This window comes from Oceanospirillum beijerinckii DSM 7166, assembly GCF_000422425.1.
Lineage (GTDB): Bacteria > Pseudomonadota > Gammaproteobacteria > Pseudomonadales > Halomonadaceae > Oceanospirillum > Oceanospirillum beijerinckii.
Window position 1 is genome coordinate 242,257 of the sequence record NZ_KE383828.1, and the last position, 17,245, is coordinate 259,501.

The 17,245-nt window shown below is 48.1% G+C and carries 13 protein-coding genes; 6 read left to right on the forward strand and 7 right to left on the reverse strand.

What is annotated here, in order from left to right; translation table 11 throughout:
• Positions 1 to 251: 251 nt before the first annotated feature.
• Positions 252 to 1,430 (reverse strand): acyl-CoA dehydrogenase family protein, encoded by a 1,179-nt coding sequence (locus H579_RS0119685; protein WP_051227989.1) that lies wholly within the window; start codon positions 1,428 to 1,430, stop codon positions 252 to 254.
• A gap of 312 nt (positions 1,431 to 1,742) precedes the next feature.
• Here H579_RS0119685 and H579_RS0119690 point away from each other — a divergent pair, with 312 nt between their 5' ends.
• From H579_RS0119690 to H579_RS26755, 6 genes are all read left to right on the forward strand, one after another.
• Complete coding sequence (locus H579_RS0119690) at positions 1,743 to 2,858, forward strand: AraC family transcriptional regulator (protein WP_028302078.1); 1,116 nt, start codon at positions 1,743 to 1,745, stop codon at positions 2,856 to 2,858.
• A 202-nt stretch (positions 2,859 to 3,060) separates the two neighbouring features.
• Entirely contained in the window at positions 3,061 to 5,982 is a 2,922-nt protein-coding gene (locus tag H579_RS26750; protein WP_051227993.1) for a LodA/GoxA family CTQ-dependent oxidase, read from the forward strand.
• Positions 5,983 to 5,997: 15 nt separating this feature from the next.
• Positions 5,998 to 6,426, forward strand: coding sequence for an NAD(P)/FAD-dependent oxidoreductase (locus H579_RS0119700; RefSeq protein ID WP_028302079.1), 429 nt, complete (start codon positions 5,998 to 6,000; stop codon positions 6,424 to 6,426).
• A complete protein-coding gene (locus H579_RS0119705) occupies positions 6,383 to 7,141 on the forward strand; it encodes an NAD(P)/FAD-dependent oxidoreductase (RefSeq protein WP_157834669.1) in 759 nt (252 codons plus the stop codon). The genes H579_RS0119700 and H579_RS0119705 overlap by 44 nt, the downstream gene beginning before the upstream one ends.
• Positions 7,142 to 7,467: 326 nt before the next feature.
• Positions 7,468 to 8,868, forward strand: a complete 1,401-nt coding sequence (locus tag H579_RS0119710) for a DUF4856 domain-containing protein (protein ID WP_028302081.1) — start codon at positions 7,468 to 7,470, stop codon at positions 8,866 to 8,868.
• Positions 8,869 to 8,963: 95 nt separating this feature from the next.
• Positions 8,964 to 9,959, forward strand: coding sequence for a sterol desaturase family protein (locus H579_RS26755; RefSeq protein WP_051227996.1), 996 nt, complete (start codon positions 8,964 to 8,966; stop codon positions 9,957 to 9,959).
• A 76-nt stretch (positions 9,960 to 10,035) separates the two neighbouring features.
• Here the strand turns inward: H579_RS26755 and radD are convergent, their stop codons facing one another.
• The 6 genes from radD to H579_RS26760 all read right to left on the reverse strand — a co-directional run bounded on the left by radD (position 10,036) and on the right by H579_RS26760 (position 17,128).
• Positions 10,036 to 11,826 carry a DNA repair helicase RadD gene (radD, locus tag H579_RS0119720; protein ID WP_028302082.1) on the reverse strand — a complete coding sequence of 597 codons (1,791 nt, stop codon included), beginning with the start codon at positions 11,824 to 11,826 and terminating at the stop codon, positions 10,036 to 10,038.
• A 229-nt stretch (positions 11,827 to 12,055) separates the two neighbouring features.
• Positions 12,056 to 13,156, reverse strand: a complete 1,101-nt coding sequence (locus tag H579_RS0119725) for a response regulator (protein ID WP_028302083.1) — start codon at positions 13,154 to 13,156, stop codon at positions 12,056 to 12,058.
• A gap of 86 nt (positions 13,157 to 13,242) precedes the next feature.
• Complete coding sequence (locus H579_RS29230; protein WP_157834670.1) at positions 13,243 to 13,413, reverse strand: hypothetical protein; 171 nt, start codon at positions 13,411 to 13,413, stop codon at positions 13,243 to 13,245.
• A gap of 141 nt (positions 13,414 to 13,554) precedes the next feature.
• Positions 13,555 to 14,931, reverse strand: coding sequence for a multicopper oxidase family protein (locus tag H579_RS0119735; protein WP_028302084.1), 1,377 nt, complete (start codon positions 14,929 to 14,931; stop codon positions 13,555 to 13,557).
• A 125-nt stretch (positions 14,932 to 15,056) separates the two neighbouring features.
• Positions 15,057 to 16,109, reverse strand: coding sequence for an alpha/beta fold hydrolase (locus H579_RS0119740; protein ID WP_157834671.1), 1,053 nt, complete (start codon positions 16,107 to 16,109; stop codon positions 15,057 to 15,059).
• A gap of 329 nt (positions 16,110 to 16,438) precedes the next feature.
• Positions 16,439 to 17,128, reverse strand: coding sequence for a YitT family protein (locus tag H579_RS26760; RefSeq protein ID WP_084624249.1), 690 nt, complete (start codon positions 17,126 to 17,128; stop codon positions 16,439 to 16,441).
• Positions 17,129 to 17,245 lie beyond the last annotated feature (117 nt).

Below are 17,245 nucleotides of genomic sequence, written 5' to 3' on the forward strand. Positions count from 1 at the left end.
ATTCCAATCGCTTACATTCAATAGACCTGAGAATCGGATCACCTCAGGCCCCTATTCGGTCTAATCGGTCTAAATCACCTATGTACTCAGTGCTATTGGAAGGTGTCATACCAAACCAGATAAGTTGTTGGCCGGAAAAGCCGAAAGGTGCTTTCCGACAATCATCAGGTCCCTGAGAAAATGTCGGATGGCGCTTCGCTTATCCAACCTACCCTGATATCAAGATACTTATCGGGCATGGTCTTAAAGTCCTATTTCCCCAACAACGACCGGGCGATCACTTCCTTCATAATCTCGGAAGTACCGGCATAGATGGTCTGGATACGGGCATCGACATAGAAACGGGAGATCGGGTATTCGGTGGTATAGCCATAACCGCCAAACAGCTGCAGACACTCATTGATGGTTTGGCACTGCATCTCGCTCAGCATCAATTTGAGTACAGCCGCATCGGTGGCCGTCATCTCACCACGAGAGTACTTGGCCATACATTGATCAAAATAGGCACGCCCCAGCTCCATCTGAGCTTTGACCTCGGCCAGCTTAAAGCGGGTATTTTGGAAATCAGCGATACGCTGTTTAAAGGCCTTACGTTCTTGCACGTAATTCAGAGTCAACTGCAGTGCACCTTCCATTGCACCCAAGGCCTGAGAAGCCACCCCCAAACGCTCACGGGGCAATTCTTGCATCAGATAGACAAAGCCCAGATTCTCTTCGCCTAACAGAGCGTCATGAGGTACATGCAGATCATCAAAAAACAGTTCAGCGGTATCACTGGAGTGCTGGCCAATTTTTTTGATGCCTTTACCACGGGAAAACCCAGGTGTATTGGTATCCACTAAAAACAGAGAAATGCCCTTAGCACCGGCTGAAGGATCGGTTTTCGCACAGACAATCACCATATCTGCCAGTAAACCGTTGGTGATAAAGATCTTGCTGCCGTTAATCTTCCAACCGGAATCGGTGCGCTCTGCCGTGGTACGCATCGCAGCCAGGTCACTGCCCGCACCGGGCTCAGTCATTGCGATAGCCCCCAGCACAGAGCCGTCGATCATTTTGGGCAGCCAATAATCTTTCTGTTTTTCGTTACCGATATGCAGTAAATAAGGCATCACGATATTGGCGTGAATATTGTAACCTCCGCATACACCACCGAAGCCCTGACGGGAGAGCTCTTCAATCACCAACTGACAGATCTCAAAGCTGGCACTGGCACCACCGTACTCTTCCGGCATATCCACGCCCAGCAGACCGGCTTCACCCAAGGTATTCCACAAACTTCTGGGCACCTGACCGGCTTCTTCCCAGTGTTCAAAGTTAGGCGCGATCTCCTGCTCCAATACTCGTTGAATCATGGTTTGGAAGATCTGGTAATCCTCATCGTTTGCTTTTACATCGCTAGCCGATTGACCTGATAAATACTGACTCATATGTATTCCTGCTCTTCTTATTTTTAGTGGATCAGGTCCCGGTAAAAATTTGGCTGCAATAAACCAACCTGATCATTAAGGCCATTAAAAAGCTTTATTTACAGAGCACGAATGACAACCGGGGTCGATTTAATTGACCAGAACGGCCAAGTCACGTTGAGGGATAGACGTTGCTTGTCGTGCTGTACTATCTTGAGAAGCACTGGCTGATTCGGTGCTGAGCAACTTGCGGGAAGAACAGAGCAATCTGTTAACACTTAGCAACGCCGACAGAATAAAAATAACAAGACAGAGAAGAGATAAGGAAGCAGGATGACTAAGGCTCATATCGCCAATCACTATATTCAAGCCTGTATCACCGGCGCAGAAACGCAAGGTTTTGAACGTAAAGACCTGCTGGAAGCCGCCAATATTCCCGAGGATTGGTTTAATCAGCCTGATAAATTGATTACCGAGGAACAGCTCAGTCAACTGATTAAAGCGGTATGGCGCTGTACCCAGGATGAGTTTATGGGACTGGCTCACCAGAGATGTAAAAACGGCGTTTTTGCCCTGATGGCTGAACTGGCTCAACAGGCGAAAACCCTGGGTGGTATGTTAAAACAGAGCGCGCGTTTCTATGCTGCGGTATATGACGGCATTGATGTGGGCCTGGATGATAGCTCGACTCTATTTTCTCCCCCTTCTACTCGCTCATCGACAGTGCCATCCAAACCAGACGGTCAGACTCGCACTCAAGCTAATGATCCAACCAACGATCAATCCAATCAAAACAGCCCATTACTGTTTTACCGCCTGCACCTTCAGGACCAAAACCAGGACCCCAATCACCTACTGCAGGAATTTCTACTGCTGATGTGGCAACGTTTTGGCGGCTGGTTAGTGGGTCAACAGATCCCCTTCGCCAGTACCCACTTTAACTACCCGGCTCCCCCTCACGAAAACGTCTACCGGGAGATGTTTACCGGCGAGCTTCAGCATAACCAAGCCATCAGTGGTTTTTATCTACACCCCCGTTTTCTGCAACTGCCTATCGTACGTAGCGAAAGCGAGTTAAAAGATTTTCTTAAGGAATCTCCTGCTTATATTCTGCATCGCCCGGATCTGGATGACAGTCTGCAAACCCGTATCCGTCTGATACTGCAGCAATACGATTTTGACCAGATGCCAGACCTGGATCAGATCAGCGCCCAGCTTCATCTGGCTCCCAGAACCCTACGCCGCAAGCTCAGTGACGAAGGTAGTTCACTCAGAGTAATTAAAGAGAACCTGCGCAAAGATTACGCCATAAAACTACTCGATGCCGAACATCTGAATATCGGTGAGATCAGCCACAAGACAGGCTTCTCTGAAGCGGCTGCATTTTGTCGCGCCTTTAAACGCTGGACGGGGCTTTCACCATCGGACTGGCGCAATAGTTATGTGTAATTCTATGTAATAACCGCCCTACCCCTGACAGATATCAATGTAATTTTGCGTAATTGAAGCCGCAGTCAGGCGCTCTATATTGGGTAATGATTTGAAAGACTCAAAGTCGTTTTAAGAATCGACCCGACAAGTTTGTGATCTGAGTGAATACACATCAATGATGAGCTTGTACCCCAATCCAAGGAAATGATGGAGCACACAGATGTCTGATAACAGCAATAAAAACACACCCAGCTGTCAGTTCTGTATAGATAATCCTGAACAAGACGTTAAAGAGATGTTTATTTCAGGTCAGGAAAAGCGTATTGCCCGGGGAGAACAACCGGCAAAACGTGCAGTATTTCGTAAAGTCCATGGCGTCGCTCATGGTGAATTTCAGATCAAAAGTGACCTGCCTGCAGAGTACAAAGTAGGTGTTTTTGGCCAGAAGGACAGTTATCCGGTCTGGGTGCGTTTTTCCAGTGATACCGCCCCCAATGCCACCGATTTAAAGGCAACCTCGGGCATAGGGATTAAGCTGTTTGGTGTTGAAGGTGAAAAACTGCTGGGCGACGGCACAACCCAGGATTTTATTCTGCAAAACAATGATGTTTTCTTTGTCGATGATGCCCAGGCGATGTGCGAATTTACCCGCGCGGGTGTGGTAGAGGCAGACTACGACAGTTACTTGAAAACCCATGAAACAACCGCTCGCATCCTTGACGAGATGGAAAAGAAAGAAGCCAGTGTGCTGACCACGACATTCTGGAGTGCCCTGCCTTACAAACTGGGTCATAACCGTCCGGTCAAATACAAACTGGAGCCGGAACAAGAAGTCGACGGGGAACCTTTTGACAGCCCCAGCTATCTGGCGATTGATCTGACGCGACGCTTGCGCAGCAAGGAAGCCCGTTATCGCTTTATGGTGCAGTTCCAGCAGGATGGCGACCCTATTGACCAAGCTACCGTGCGCTGGGAAGGCCCTTGGGTACAATTGGCGACACTGGTATTGCCACCTCAGGATATCACTACCCGTGGTCAGGCAGAGTACGGTGAAAATCTGGCCTTTAATCCCTGGCATGCGCTGGCGGAACATGAACCTCTGGGCAGTCTGTCTGCAGCCCGCAAGATCACTTATGCCGCCAGTGCAGAGACCCGCCATGCTGCCAATGGCATCAGCAATCAGGAACCCGGCCAGCCTCGTCCGGCACAATTCCAAACACCTGCGCAAGACACCTGTATCGTTAAAGCGGCGATCTACCCTGGTATCGGCGTTGCCCGTGTGGGTAACAGTCCTGACGAGTTCTTTATTGGCCCCGAAGTGGATAACCCGGCCCCAGAGGCGCCAGGTTTTTACCGTGATAGCCAGGGCGCATTAAAACGCCAGGCGGCCCGTTTCAGAATTTACGGTCTGAATGCAAAAGGCGAGATCATTAAAGAGCTGACTGCTGCGGATGCAGATATAGAGTGGAGTGTGCATCTGGCAAACCAAAAATCAGCCTGGTACGAATTCCAGCTGGCTCTGGATATTCCTGAGGCTAAAGATGCGCCACCCAGCCTGCGCCGCAACGCTTTAATCTCAGATCGTCGGAGTTTGGTAATAGACCCTGGTTCTCGCAGTATTTCTGGGCTGAACAAAAGCGGCGACGACTACCGTTTTAATACCGATTATTTTATGGATATGCCAGAGCCTGTGGATCTGGGTGAAATACGTACCGATGAACAGGGCCGACTGCTGGTACTGGGGGGCTTTGGCAAATCAGCTTCCTATGACAAATCCCCTGCCATCACGTTTGGTAATAATCAGGGTTGGCACGACGATACCTCAGATGGTCCGGTGACCGCAAAAGTCCACTATGAGGGTGTCGATCTGACCGTTGACCCGGCCTGGATTGTCGTTGCGCCACCCAACTATGGCCCTCAGTTGAAATCTGTACGCACCATGTGGGATCTCATGCGTGACATTGCTATCCAAAACAAGATGATAGCTTGCCCCGCCCGACCATCATTCACCAAAGATATTCTGCCTATCTTCCAGCGTATGACCGATCTGCAATGGGTGAATGCCGGTTTTGCCTCCAGCTTTGGTTGGCAAGGACCGTTTAACTTTGAAGAACCACAGTGGTTAAAACGTATGTCCAGCCTGGATGCCAGCTATCGGGGCTTACGTCGCACCCTGTATCAACAGTTCAGGAAATATGACCGTGATGGCATATCCCCGATTCCCTGGCCGTACCTGTATGGCGACGCCATGAACTTACCACCGGTATCACCGCGTCAGCACTCTGTTCTGACGGATACCCAGATGTCGATGCTGGAACAGTGGGCCAACGGTGACTTTATTGATGATTACGATCCAGATGCGGCTCCAATCACTGACCTGGAGAATCTCGAACCGGCAGAACAAGCCGCTATGCTGGATAAAGCCTCGCTGGACTTCTGTCTGGCTGACGCCTTTCACCCAGGCTGTGAAATGACCTGGCCGGTGCGCGATTCCCGTATGTATATGTCAGCATTTCGCTTTAAACATCCAAAACATGCGAATTGGAAAGAGCCTAACTATGGCCCTCAGTTAAACGGGGATGTGCTCAGTCTGCCCAGTGGTCCATTATCAGCCGGTCAACTACCCGGTGGTATCACCCGTTGGATGGCCGTGCCTTGGCAAACAGATACCGCCAGCTGTCGCTCTGGTTACGACAAGGAATTTGATCCTTATATTCCTTCATTCTGGCCAGCACGTGTGCCGAACCAGGTGATGACCAAAGAAGCCTACGACGTTGTGATTGATGAAAGTCAGCCACTGGAAAAACGTAAGCAGGCGTTCAGTCAGCGGGCTGATTGGGATTATCCTCTCAATACAGACAAGAGCTATACCTATCAGATCAATCAAATGATTGCGCATTTCGATCAGATGGGTGTTGTTGAGGTACGCGAGGGACCAAGAGACAGTTCAGGCTTCCCATCCTATGTCCAGGTTTCCGATCGAAATGCCCTGATTACACCACCGATAGGAGAACGCAGAGGGGATCAGGAAGATGAAGCTTGCCATCCTCTGTCTCATGGCCTGGACCTGCTTGACGAGCTGATGGAATCCATCTCGGATCTCAGCCAGATCGACAAAGTCCACCGCCTGGACAGAAAGTAGGCCTGGAAGACGATCATGACAGCGCCTTTAAACGCAACACCCATAGAAGAAGGGCCTGTCCGGCCCTCGGCGCACTTTGATGTGCTGATTGCCGGTGCAGGTCCTGCGGGTTGCAGCGCTGCTATCACTTTAGCCCCCCGTTACCGGGTGGCTTTAGTGGATCGCAGTGATCAGCAGACCTTTCGTATCGGTGAATCACTCTGCCCTGCGGGGCGTCGCTTGCTGACTAAGATGGATCTATGGCAAGACTTCCTGCGCCAAGGGCATCAGGCCTGCTATGGCAACCGTTCCATCTGGGGCAGTGACGGTGTTCAGGAAACTGATTTCCTACGCGACCCGGATGGTAACGGCTGGCATCTGGATCGAGCCCGTTTTGATTTCTGGCTACGGAATCACGCCGTTGCCAAAGGTAGTCAACTATACAGCCCCCTATACCGTCAGTGATGTGAAATATCAGGATGACGTTTGGCATGTGTTGTTAAAGTCCGCGGATGACGAAATCACTGTTACTGCAAAGCTCCTGATTGACGCCGCCGGGCGTGCCTGCCCTATCGCCCGAAAACTGGGAGCCAAACGAACAGCAACCGATAAGTTGGTTTGTGGTTATCTGGTTGGCCGTGAAGTCCCCCAATCCACCGATGCCGGTTTTAGCTATATTGAAGCCAGCCCGGAAGGCTGGTGGTACAGCGCACCTATTCCTGATGATCGTCGAATTCTGGCCTTTTTTACTGATACCGGACTACCGGCTACCCAGTGGGCACTCAATCCCGAGGGGTTGATACAACATGCTTATAAGCAGGCATCGTTAGCGGCATTACTGGATCGTTGCCAGTTCCAGGCAACTGAAGAGTCCGGTTATCACGCTGCGCATACCTCAACTCTGGATACCAAATACGGAAACCAGTGGCTGGCCACCGGTGACGCTGCGATGAGTCTTGACCCACTGAGCTCGCAAGGTATCTTCAACGGTCTTTATACCGGCTTATACGCAGCCCTGAACGCTGACAAGTGGTTTTCCGGTCAGATCACGGACTTTAGAGACTATAACCAACAATTGGACAACATTGAAACAGCCTACCGACAGCACTACGACGAGTGGTATGGACTCCAGAGACGCTGGCAGGATCAGCCCTTCTGGAGTGCGAGACACAAACGCTAAGCACTGATATTTGTTATGCACTGATAAATGATCCAGGCGGCAGAGGCCCTGCTTCTGCCCGGCCTGACATCAGTACCGTCACCAGCAACCTCAACTAATACCTCAACCTACACCTCAAATAGCCCCCTGCAGTACACCCATACCTAAACTCAAGGCTTGCTTGCATATGACCAGATCAGTCTGCTCTTATTTTTTCTATTTCGCCATCAATTAATAATGCAAATGATAATGCTTCTCTATAGATTTATACTTAACCGTGTGATAAATTTATTTTCAGTCGTTAACTGATTGTTAATAAGCACTTTTTTATATTGAGAGGCTTAACTGTGAAATTAAAACTGATTGTGACTTCCGTTGCTCTGGCATCCGCAATGAACGCTTTTGCGGCTCAAGATTACGCAAACTTCCCCGTAACCGTTAAAGATTATGATGGCAGTGCTAAAGACTCGGTGGCCTATACCGGTCAGGCGGCCCGTCAGGTTCTGCACACCTCTCTGAAAACTCTGTCCAAGCAGGGTAACGGCGAGCCAAACGCTCAGCTGAAAGCTAAAATGCTAACCTACTTCGACGGTAAGCACTCTGGCCGTGACATTCTGTCCCCGGTATCTAAAAGCGGCTTCGTGGTCACACCAGATCAGGTGGATAAACTGTCTGGTGATAAGAATCTGGCAGGTAAAACCTATAAAGGTACGGTTGCCGGATGGCCTGGTAACATGAAGGGACCAGAAATGGTTCGCTTTATGATCGACAAAGCCTCCTCCGCAAACAAAGGCTTTGATCCACTGACCGGTTACGATTACACCCAGTTAATCTCCAAGTTCCTAATGGGTGCAGTATTCTACAATCAGGCCGTAGACAACTATTTGGATGAGCAGCTAGATGCTGACAAAAAGCCAAACAACAAGCCTTACAAAGACGGTGCTAAATACACCGGTAAAGAGCATGTTTGGGATGAAGCATTCGGTTACTTCGGTGCTCCGGCTAACACGCTGAGCCTGACTGCGGAAGATGTATATAACATCGCTAAACAGAAGCCTGAAGCCTTCAACAAAGCCGATGCTAACAACGATGGTAAAGTCTCTCTGTACAACGAGATGACCTACGCCCACGCTTACTACGCAGCAGGCTTCGATAAAGGCGGTAAGACCAACTACCTGCACACCATCACTCAAGCATTTGTTGACGGTCGTCAGCTGATCACTGATGCCGATGGTGAAGCGCTGAGTAACATGGAGCGCCTGCAGCTGAAAGGTTACGCAGAGATCATCGAAAAGAATTGGGAAAAAGTAATCGCTGAAGCCGTATTTAAGTATGCGGGCTCTACCTACAAGGATCTGGGCAAGCTGCACCAACTGATCGAAGCCAATAACGACAACATCGACAAAGAATACCGTACATACGCTAAGCACTGGGGTGAGCTGAAAGGCTTCGCACTGGCGCTGCAAACCGGTAAAAACAATTTGGGTGAAACGGCAGATAAGCTGAATAAGCTGATCGGTTTCGGCCCTATTCTGCTGGGCGGTACTCAGGTGGTCGGTATTGATGGCAACAATGATTTTATTCAGTCTTACTCCATGAACTTCGAACAATACCAACTGAATATGCTGAAAGTTCAGCAGCTGATGATTGATGAGTTTGGCGTTAAAGCTCGTAACAAAGATGTGCTGTCAGATATGAGCGGCCTGGCTGACAAGCTGAGTTCTGGCGTTGCGGTTGAAAACGACTAATCGTCTTTCACAACAGTCTCCGATTCAAGCAGCCCCTAATTCAAGCAGCCCCTATGGCAACATAGCGGCTGCTTTTTGCTATCAGGATCTTAGTTTTGTTAGAAACATACCTTACAGACTTTTTGCAAAACCTTTCTGAAACCTTTACCAGCCCTAAAAAGCGGGTCTTTATCGGCTACCTGTTGTCAGGCTTTGCATTGGGCATGGCTTGGCTGTACTGGCGTAAAAAACAATCGCTAAAAGAAAGTTGGCAGAGATGTTTTGCAAAAGAGATCTGGTGGTCCCCTTCGTCACGAGCCGATTATCAGGTGTTGCTGCTTAACAAGCTCACCTTTCTGTTTTTGGCCCCACTACTGTTAACTCAAATGACAGTGGCCAGCTGGCTATTTCAAACCCTGTATGAAGTGATCGGCCATAGGCCAATTTTTGGCAGTGACTGGCCCACAGGCTCTATCCCTCTACTCTTTACCCTGTGTTATTTACTACTGGATGACTTCTTTCGTTATTACCTGCATAAGCTGCTGCATGAAGTACCGGCCCTGTGGGCTTTCCATAAGGTGCATCACTCGGCTCGTACCATGACGCCACTGACAGTATTTCGTGCCCATCCGGTAGAAGGCGTGTTGTTCTCCCTGCGCACCGCCATCGTACAAGCGATCAGCATTGCCGGCTTTGTCTTCTTCTTCGGTCCTCAGGCCGATTTAGTCACCGTTTGGGGAGCCAGTATTTTTGCATTCTTGTTTAATCTGACTGGCTCAAACCTGCGTCATAGCCACGTTAATATTGCCTACTGGCCAAAGCTGGAGAAGTTTTTGATCTCGCCAGCCATGCATCAAATCCATCACTCTACCGACCCGAAACACTTCGATAAAAATTACGGCGTCATTTTGGCTGTCTGGGACCGATGGGGTGGCACTCTGGTTCACGGTCACGAATCTGAGGGTATCAGTTATGGTCTGTCACGCAAGATCAGAGCCGACGAACATAGTCTGAAAAGCTTGTATCTGTTGCCTTTTAAGGAATCAGCCAGCGCTGTGCTTAAAAGCCTGTCTCAACGCAGGCCGTTTAAGAGATTTCAGCAAAACACCTAAGCGCTAATGAGGGAAATACGATGGCGCTACAAACAGATGGCGCTGATACCGACAGGATATGTCTAATGCCTGGCTCTTAATACGCCTTACGATAGTTGCCCTGATAGTCAAAGATACGTTCCTGTACCTGCCAGTAATGTTTCTGCTTACGGGCAACAACAAAGTCTGGCGCTGGCAGTAAGGCCTGTACGCTGAGCACCTCTTCCAAACGCTTAAACTCCTGCGGAGCCTGACTATTCGCTAAACGTCGACCAAACAACCTGTTAAACACTTTGCGCTGAGCCGGTTTACTGAAATCAAAGGACTCAACCAGTTCTTCACCATCTTCACCGTGATAAGTGATCCTTAGCTTGCCCTCACTTTTACTACCATTTTTGCTGTCACTCTGGCTTTCACTCACACTCAATGTGATACCCGCGCAACGAATCACCATGGCATCTTTCAGCTTCAGAGCATCACGGAGTTGATCATCCGGGTCGATAATGGCTTTTTTACACTCGTGACAGTTACGGGCCGCAATATCGTTCTCAGCGCCACAATGGGGACACTCTTTAAAACGAAAACGGTAGTCGCACTGCTCAGGGCGCTCTGTCGATTCTTCTCCTTCAGAGGGCTCTAACAAACCCTGACAACGACGACCATAATGCTCAATCACATTACCCTGGCTATCGGTTTTACCCCAGAAGATATTGGCAAAACCACAACCGGGACAAAAGACCTGCACCGGTTCGCTATCAGGGTTGGGCTTCTTCTCCCCCACTTCTGGATGATGCAAATTAACGCTGTTACCGGCGTAATCGATCACCAGGCAATCTTGTTTACCCTCATCCAAACGCAGTCCTCGTCCCACAATCTGCTGATAAAGGCTAACAGACTGGGTTGGGCGCAGAATAGCGATAAAATCCACATGAGGCGCATCAAAACCCGTAGTTAATACCGATACATTCACCAGATACTTGAGCTGGCGCTGTTTGAAGCGCAGGATCAGGGAATCCCTCTCATTCAGATCGGTCGCCCCGGTAATTAAGGCGGTTTGTGAGTCAGGCAGGTAACCTGTAATTTCTTTGGCATGGTCCACAGTCGCCGCAAAAATCATCACCGCCTGACGTGTCGCCGCCAACTCCATCACCTGCTCGATAATAGAACGAGTTACCCGCTGGTGTTTGCTCAATAGCTGGTTGACTTCTTTCTCGGCATATTCGCCAAAGCGGTTCTGTTCTAAAGCAGAGAAATCATATTGCGCCACTGCCGCATCAACCAGATCGGGTTTTGTCAGATAACCCCGGCTGATCATATAGCTTAGGGGTAATTCATAGATGCAGTGCTGAAAAGGCTTGTCCTGCTCGCTACGGACAAAGCCTCTGTAGTGATAACGATAGATCCACCCCATACCTAAACGATAGGGGGTTGCCGTAAGGCCCAGTACTTTCAATGCCTGATTATGCTGACGTAATAGTTCAATAATACGCTGGTACTGACTGGTCTCTTCTCCACTGACCCGATGGCATTCATCAATAATGATCAATGAATACTCATGCTTGAACTGATCCAGATTAGCCGCAACCGACTGTACGCTGGCAAAGGTGACCTGATGATAGCTTTCCTTACGCTTTAAGCCTGCAGAAAAAATCCCACCGGTTAAGCCATAGCTTTCATACTTGGCATGATTCTGCTCCACCAACTCCTTTACATGTGTCAGCACAAGAATTTTACGACGAGCCAAACGGGCTAACTCGGCAATCACCAAGCTTTTACCGGCCCCAGTAGGCAAGACAATAACAGCGGCAGCATCGGACTTACGGAAGTGTTTCAGAGTGGCATCAACGGCTTCTTGCTGATAAGGCCGCAGTTTAAAAGGCGCATTCATTAGGCAAAACTTAATGGTTACAGGAACTTAACAGCTTTATGAACTTAAGCCTTCCATAGTAACAGATCTCAACTCAGCTTCCTGCTTTAATAAAAAGAAAGCCCGGTTTAACTTTCGCTAAACCGGGCTTTCCATTATCAGAAACCAAACGATGTTGACGCCCTTTTGAAGCATCGATGTAGACTGTTTACTTCTTGGTATTTACTTCTTGGTATTTACTTCTTGGTATTTAATAGTGCAGCAGAGATTCCAAGCGGGATTCACCGTTGGGTAATTCATCAGGGTGTTGCTGACGAATACCTTCAACACTATCAACAATACTGAGGAACACCTCAGTTAATTCTGGATCAAAGTGGTTACCTGCCTCTTCACTAATTAACTTGCAAGTATCTTCCTGACTCCAGGGCTGTTTATAGGGCCGCTCGGAACGCAGTGCATCATAAACGTCACATAGTGCAACAATGCGGCTTTCCAGAGGGATATCAGCACCCTTCAGGCCATTTGGATAACCTTTACCATCCCAACGCTCATGATGGGTTAATGCGATCTGTGCAGCCATATGCATCAGAGGTGTATCCGTATCGCTCAGAATCTCATAACCGATACGTGCATGGGAGCGCATAATATCCCATTCCCGGTCATTCAACTTGCCCTGCTTCAACAGTACGCCATCAGGGATACCAATCTTGCCCACATCGTGCATCTGCGATGCCATCTGCACCTGATTGGCAAACTCACTATCCCCCGTCGCCGCTAAAGCCAGAGCACCACAGCTTTTACTCATACGTACAACGTGCGCACCCGTTTCATTATCACGGTATTCTGCGGCACGGCCTAAGCGATATAAGATCTCTGACTGGGTGTTTTCCAGCTGTTCTGTTTGGCGCTTCACTTCCAGGTGCAGATTGTCACGCTCATCTTTCAGCTCTTTCGATAAGGCCACCAAGCGAAGGCTATTACGGACTCTTAACAGCAATTCGTTGACATCAAAAGGTTTCATCAGATAATCCAGAGCACCTAACTCCAGTGCCTGCATTTTGTCTTCAGTTGACGTCAAAGCGGTTAGCACAACCACTTGGGGTGGATGCTCAAGATCACGCTGCATCATAGCCATCAGCTCAAGACCGTGAAGCGAAGGCATATTCAGATCCAGCAACAACAAATCGACGGGATGAGCGCTGCACCAATTGATCACTTCCTTTGGATCGGTCAAGGCAGACACATTAAAGCAACCTGCTTTTTTAAGGGAAGCAGTGACTATGCGAATATTCATCTCTTCGTCATCCACCACGAGCAGGCGGGCTTCACGCAGAGCCTCGTCAAAAATCATAGACTGCCTCATATCATCTTTTCTTATATTCAACAACCAGTCGGTAGGTATTAACAAAGGGCTATATTAATTTACACACCGTAACCCTACAACTCATTTCGACCCAATCCATAACCAATTACCATGGCAACTGTACCACCAATAGCCAGGTAGCCATTATCCAGACCAATAATCTCAGCCCAGTTTACAAAAGCAGTGGACAAAAGCAGCAGGCCTCCACCATTTAACAACACACGACCCAGCGCTACCCGTTCCATACCTCAACCTTAATGGCAAATAATCCAGAAAAAACAAGATAACTGTTTTTAACTCTCATCTCTATAAAATCAATAAAAAAGAGCCAACTATGTTGCTTTAACTCAGTATTTTATTCGTGGTTCAGCCCAAGCACCACGACACTAACTGACTCTAACGTATCCCATTAAACCTGTCTTCATATGCTCAATAACGTGACAGTGATACATCCAACTACCGGGATTATCTGCAACAAAAGCCCCTTTGGCTCGGCCATTCTTGCCTAGAAGTATTGTATCCGTGTGGAATGGTGTCACAGGCTTACCGTCCATCTCCAGAACCAGGAAGGTATGCCCATGCAAATGAATAGGATGGTGGTACTGGGTATTGTTTCTTAGATCAAAGATATACGTTTTACCCAATTTTAGATCTGCAACAGGTTCCGGAATATTTCCCGGACTCATTCCTTCCCAAGCCCTGCGATTAATCAACCAGAATGTTGGATGGATATTGCCAGCAGCATCAGTTGGACTGATCGCTCCCTCCCATTCAAAGACAAAGCTCACGGTCTCAGCCTTAGCCAGATCTGGTACTGGAATAGGATTTAATGGCAGTTGAGGCAACTGACCGTTATTTTTAACCCCTGGGTCCTTTGCTCCAGATTTAAAGCTGGCTAATGGAAAACCAAAACGTCCCCGCAAAAATTCCAGTGTAAACTCAGCACCCTCTTCTGGCATGATAAAGCCCAGGTCTAATCGCATACCCGGACCGATTTTGTGTTGCTCTAACGGATAGTATTCTTGAATAGCGTTACCATCAATCGCAATAACCTGAGCCTCAACACCCTTCATATGCAGGTCATAGGTCATCGTATTATCTACATTGGCAATACGAAGACGTACCCGACTCCCGGCGGGATAACTCAGTAAAGGATTGTTCACGCCATTGGCCGTCCCCCACTCTCCCGGCGTTCCCATGCGTGCCGCATAACGAGGACGGGTCAGGGTTTTCCACTGCCCTTGCTTATCCAAATACCAATGCTTCAGGATAAGCACTTCATCAATATCAAAATCAACCGGCTTGGCCTCGTCGACAATAATGGCCCCCACCAAACCACGCCCCAGCTGCTGAGTGCTATTCATATGAGGGTGATACCAGAAAGTACCCGCATCGGGTGGTGTAAACTCATAAACAAAGGTTTCACCAGGCATAATAGGCTTCTGACTTAACAGAGGCACGCCGTCCATCTCAATAGGGATACGCAGACCATGCCAATGAATCGTAGTGGGTTCGTCCAGCTTATTGGTAAATTCAATACGCACCGGCATGCCCTGACGAGCACGAATCACAGGCGCTGGAATCTCACCGTTAAAAGCTAATACCTCGGTTTGATAACCTGGCACCAGCTCTGCTACGGCGGGCTCGGCCGTTAAACGATAGTGATAAGGGTTGGCTCCCTCAACCTGCGCCAAAGACCATCGTGGTAGAGCCATAGCTACCACAGATAGAGTACTTAACTGTAAAAATTCCCTACGATTCAATGAGGTATCCTCAACATGGACATTTTTTAGGCATAATAGACTATTCACTACAAATAGGAAGCATTATTATTTGAGATAGATCAAGGGAGGTTTGAACACTGCTAATAAGTCAGCCTACACGCTTATCAGTATGACACATGCTGTCGGAACAGCTGAATCAAAGTGCGGTTAAACAGGTCAGACTGCTCATAAAATGGAAAATGTGCGGAATGCTCAAACCAGGTTAATCTCTTGTCCGGTGCGTGTAGCAGTCGATAGTAATCAGTCACCAGCGTCACAGGTGCAGCCTGGTCATATCTCCCCATCAGAAAATAGATCGGCACCTCAACACTGGGAATATCTGTTCTAAAATCAAACTCCCAAACCTGATCGTCATAAAACAAGGCTTGTGATAGCTGCCAACCCTGCAGCCATTTATTCTGCTGATTGAGATAAGGATGATGACTCAGAATAGTTTCTTCAATAGTTCCCGTATCGGTTTTGCCTACCAACTCCCCGCCAAAAAAAGCCATCCATTTTGCAGTAACCTCATAACCGGCATCATCCAGATATTCACCATCCTCATTCGATCGCCCTACGGCCACTAATTCATTAATCGCCTGCACATGAGCGTTTGACTGGGCCTGTTCCAAAGCAAAGTCATAGCTCAGTTGTTCATTTTCGACAACACTCACGATCTGCCCAACTCCGGCATAGGCGTAATAATCGGAAGGCTGCTGCTCCAAGAGATACATGGCGATGACAGTGCCGAAGGAGTGTGCCAGGAGATAGATTTTATCTCGCTGAAAGGTTTGCTTAAGCGCAGAGGTTAAGACATGGGCATCATCCACCAACTGGGCCAGAGACAAACTTTCTTCCGAGATAGAGATATCAAACGATAAACCGGCTCCCCGCTGATCCCAGTTCACTACTATAAAGTGTTTTTCTAACTCGGCATTTGTTTGATGCAGCAGAGGCATCATCGCAAAACCCGGTCCACCATGGAGTACTAACAAAATAGGCTTTGAAAAGTCATCCCCTTGAATATAAACCGCCTGGGGCTGATCATTGATTAGCAGAGTTTGCAGGCCGTTTTCTGCTTTTAAGATGGTTGATGGGTTAGGTGAGGTACTGCCAGATGAAATGCTATCCGTAGAAGCGGGGTCTATAGAAGCGAGGTCTATAGAGGCTTTATCCACCAAAGTGATGAGCTTCTGGTTCGCAAAAGCTGGCAAGAAAACAGTGGAACAAGCGAATAACAACGAAAAGAGTAGATATAACTTCCCAGAACGCATCCATGCACACATTTTTTAACCCCTCCCTGGAGCAATTAGAATGATATGGTCCGCTTTGTACACACTTACACAAAAGTGTTTCGATATATTTTGGCCAATGGCTAAGGCATGAAGCCATCTTCTAAAGAGAAACTTTTGTGTGAGTGCTTATCCTTACCGCCATTACAGAGTATGCTAATAAAAAACAATTCGCCCATCATCACTTATAAATAGGCCAATTATCCTGACCTAAATCAAGCATCAGCCAGAGATCGAGTCGCAACTGGCATCGCTTTCTTTACCTTAAGACTTTCATGCTCAAGTGAAGATTCTGACATGGACTTAGGCTCCGATTTAGGCTCAAGATCAGGTTTAGCCTGGCGGTAACGACCTAATACTGAGCTTACTGCCACAAAAGCCACCATTGAATACAGAACAGTCATCGGCGGAAAGAAAAACAGCGCAGTAGTCAAAATAGCAATATCTGCTGCCAGTAAAGTTTTTGCAGCAGCTAAACCATATTGACGCTCCAAAAATACTGCCAGAATAGAGGTGCCGCCTATAGAAGCGTTGTTACGCATCAAAACAGTTAAACCAAAGCCGATCAACAAACCGCCTGAAATTGCGGCTAACAGGGGATGAGCCATATCCAACACAAAGCTATGCTCAATCAGATCCGATAGTCCTGATAACAGAGAAACCGCAACAAAAGTGCGTACCGTAAAGCCAAGGCCTAGGTATTTCAGGGAGATCAGATAAAACGGCAGATTGATAACAAAAAATACCTGACCAAAAGTCAGATTAGAGAAGATTTTAAGGGTAATTAAACCTATCCCAGCCGTGCCACCCACAAGCAGATCAGCAGCGTTAATCATCTGCACACCCAGGGCAACCAGCAAACAGGCTTCCATAATAGACAGCCAATTATTGGCGCGTTCTTTCATTGATAAACTCTCCAAATAACATAGGAGCCAAAATCTTGTTTTGAAACTCCGAAGTTCAACTTGTGGTTAAACCTTCAGTTAGCCTGCTATGACACAATGCGTGACAAAGCAGCTGAT

Excerpts from the sequence above, each read along its gene's own strand:
- H579_RS0119685 (WP_051227989.1), bottom strand. The coding sequence starts at position 1,430 with ATGAGTCAGTATTTATCAGGTCAATCGGCTAGCGATGTAAAAGCAAAC.
- H579_RS0119690 (WP_028302078.1), top strand. The coding sequence starts at position 1,743 with ATGACTAAGGCTCATATCGCCAATCACTATATTCAAGCCTGTATCACC.
- radD (WP_028302082.1), bottom strand. The coding sequence starts at position 11,826 with ATGAATGCGCCTTTTAAACTGCGGCCTTATCAGCAAGAAGCCGTTGAT.
- H579_RS29230 (WP_157834670.1), bottom strand. The coding sequence starts at position 13,413 with ATGGAACGGGTAGCGCTGGGTCGTGTGTTGTTAAATGGTGGAGGCCTG.
- H579_RS26750 (WP_051227993.1), top strand. The coding sequence starts at position 3,061 with ATGTCTGATAACAGCAATAAAAACACACCCAGCTGTCAGTTCTGTATA.
- H579_RS0119700 (WP_028302079.1), top strand. The coding sequence starts at position 5,998 with ATGACAGCGCCTTTAAACGCAACACCCATAGAAGAAGGGCCTGTCCGG.
- H579_RS26760 (WP_084624249.1), bottom strand. The coding sequence starts at position 17,128 with ATGAAAGAACGCGCCAATAATTGGCTGTCTATTATGGAAGCCTGTTTG.
- H579_RS0119725 (WP_028302083.1), bottom strand. The coding sequence starts at position 13,156 with ATGATTTTTGACGAGGCTCTGCGTGAAGCCCGCCTGCTCGTGGTGGAT.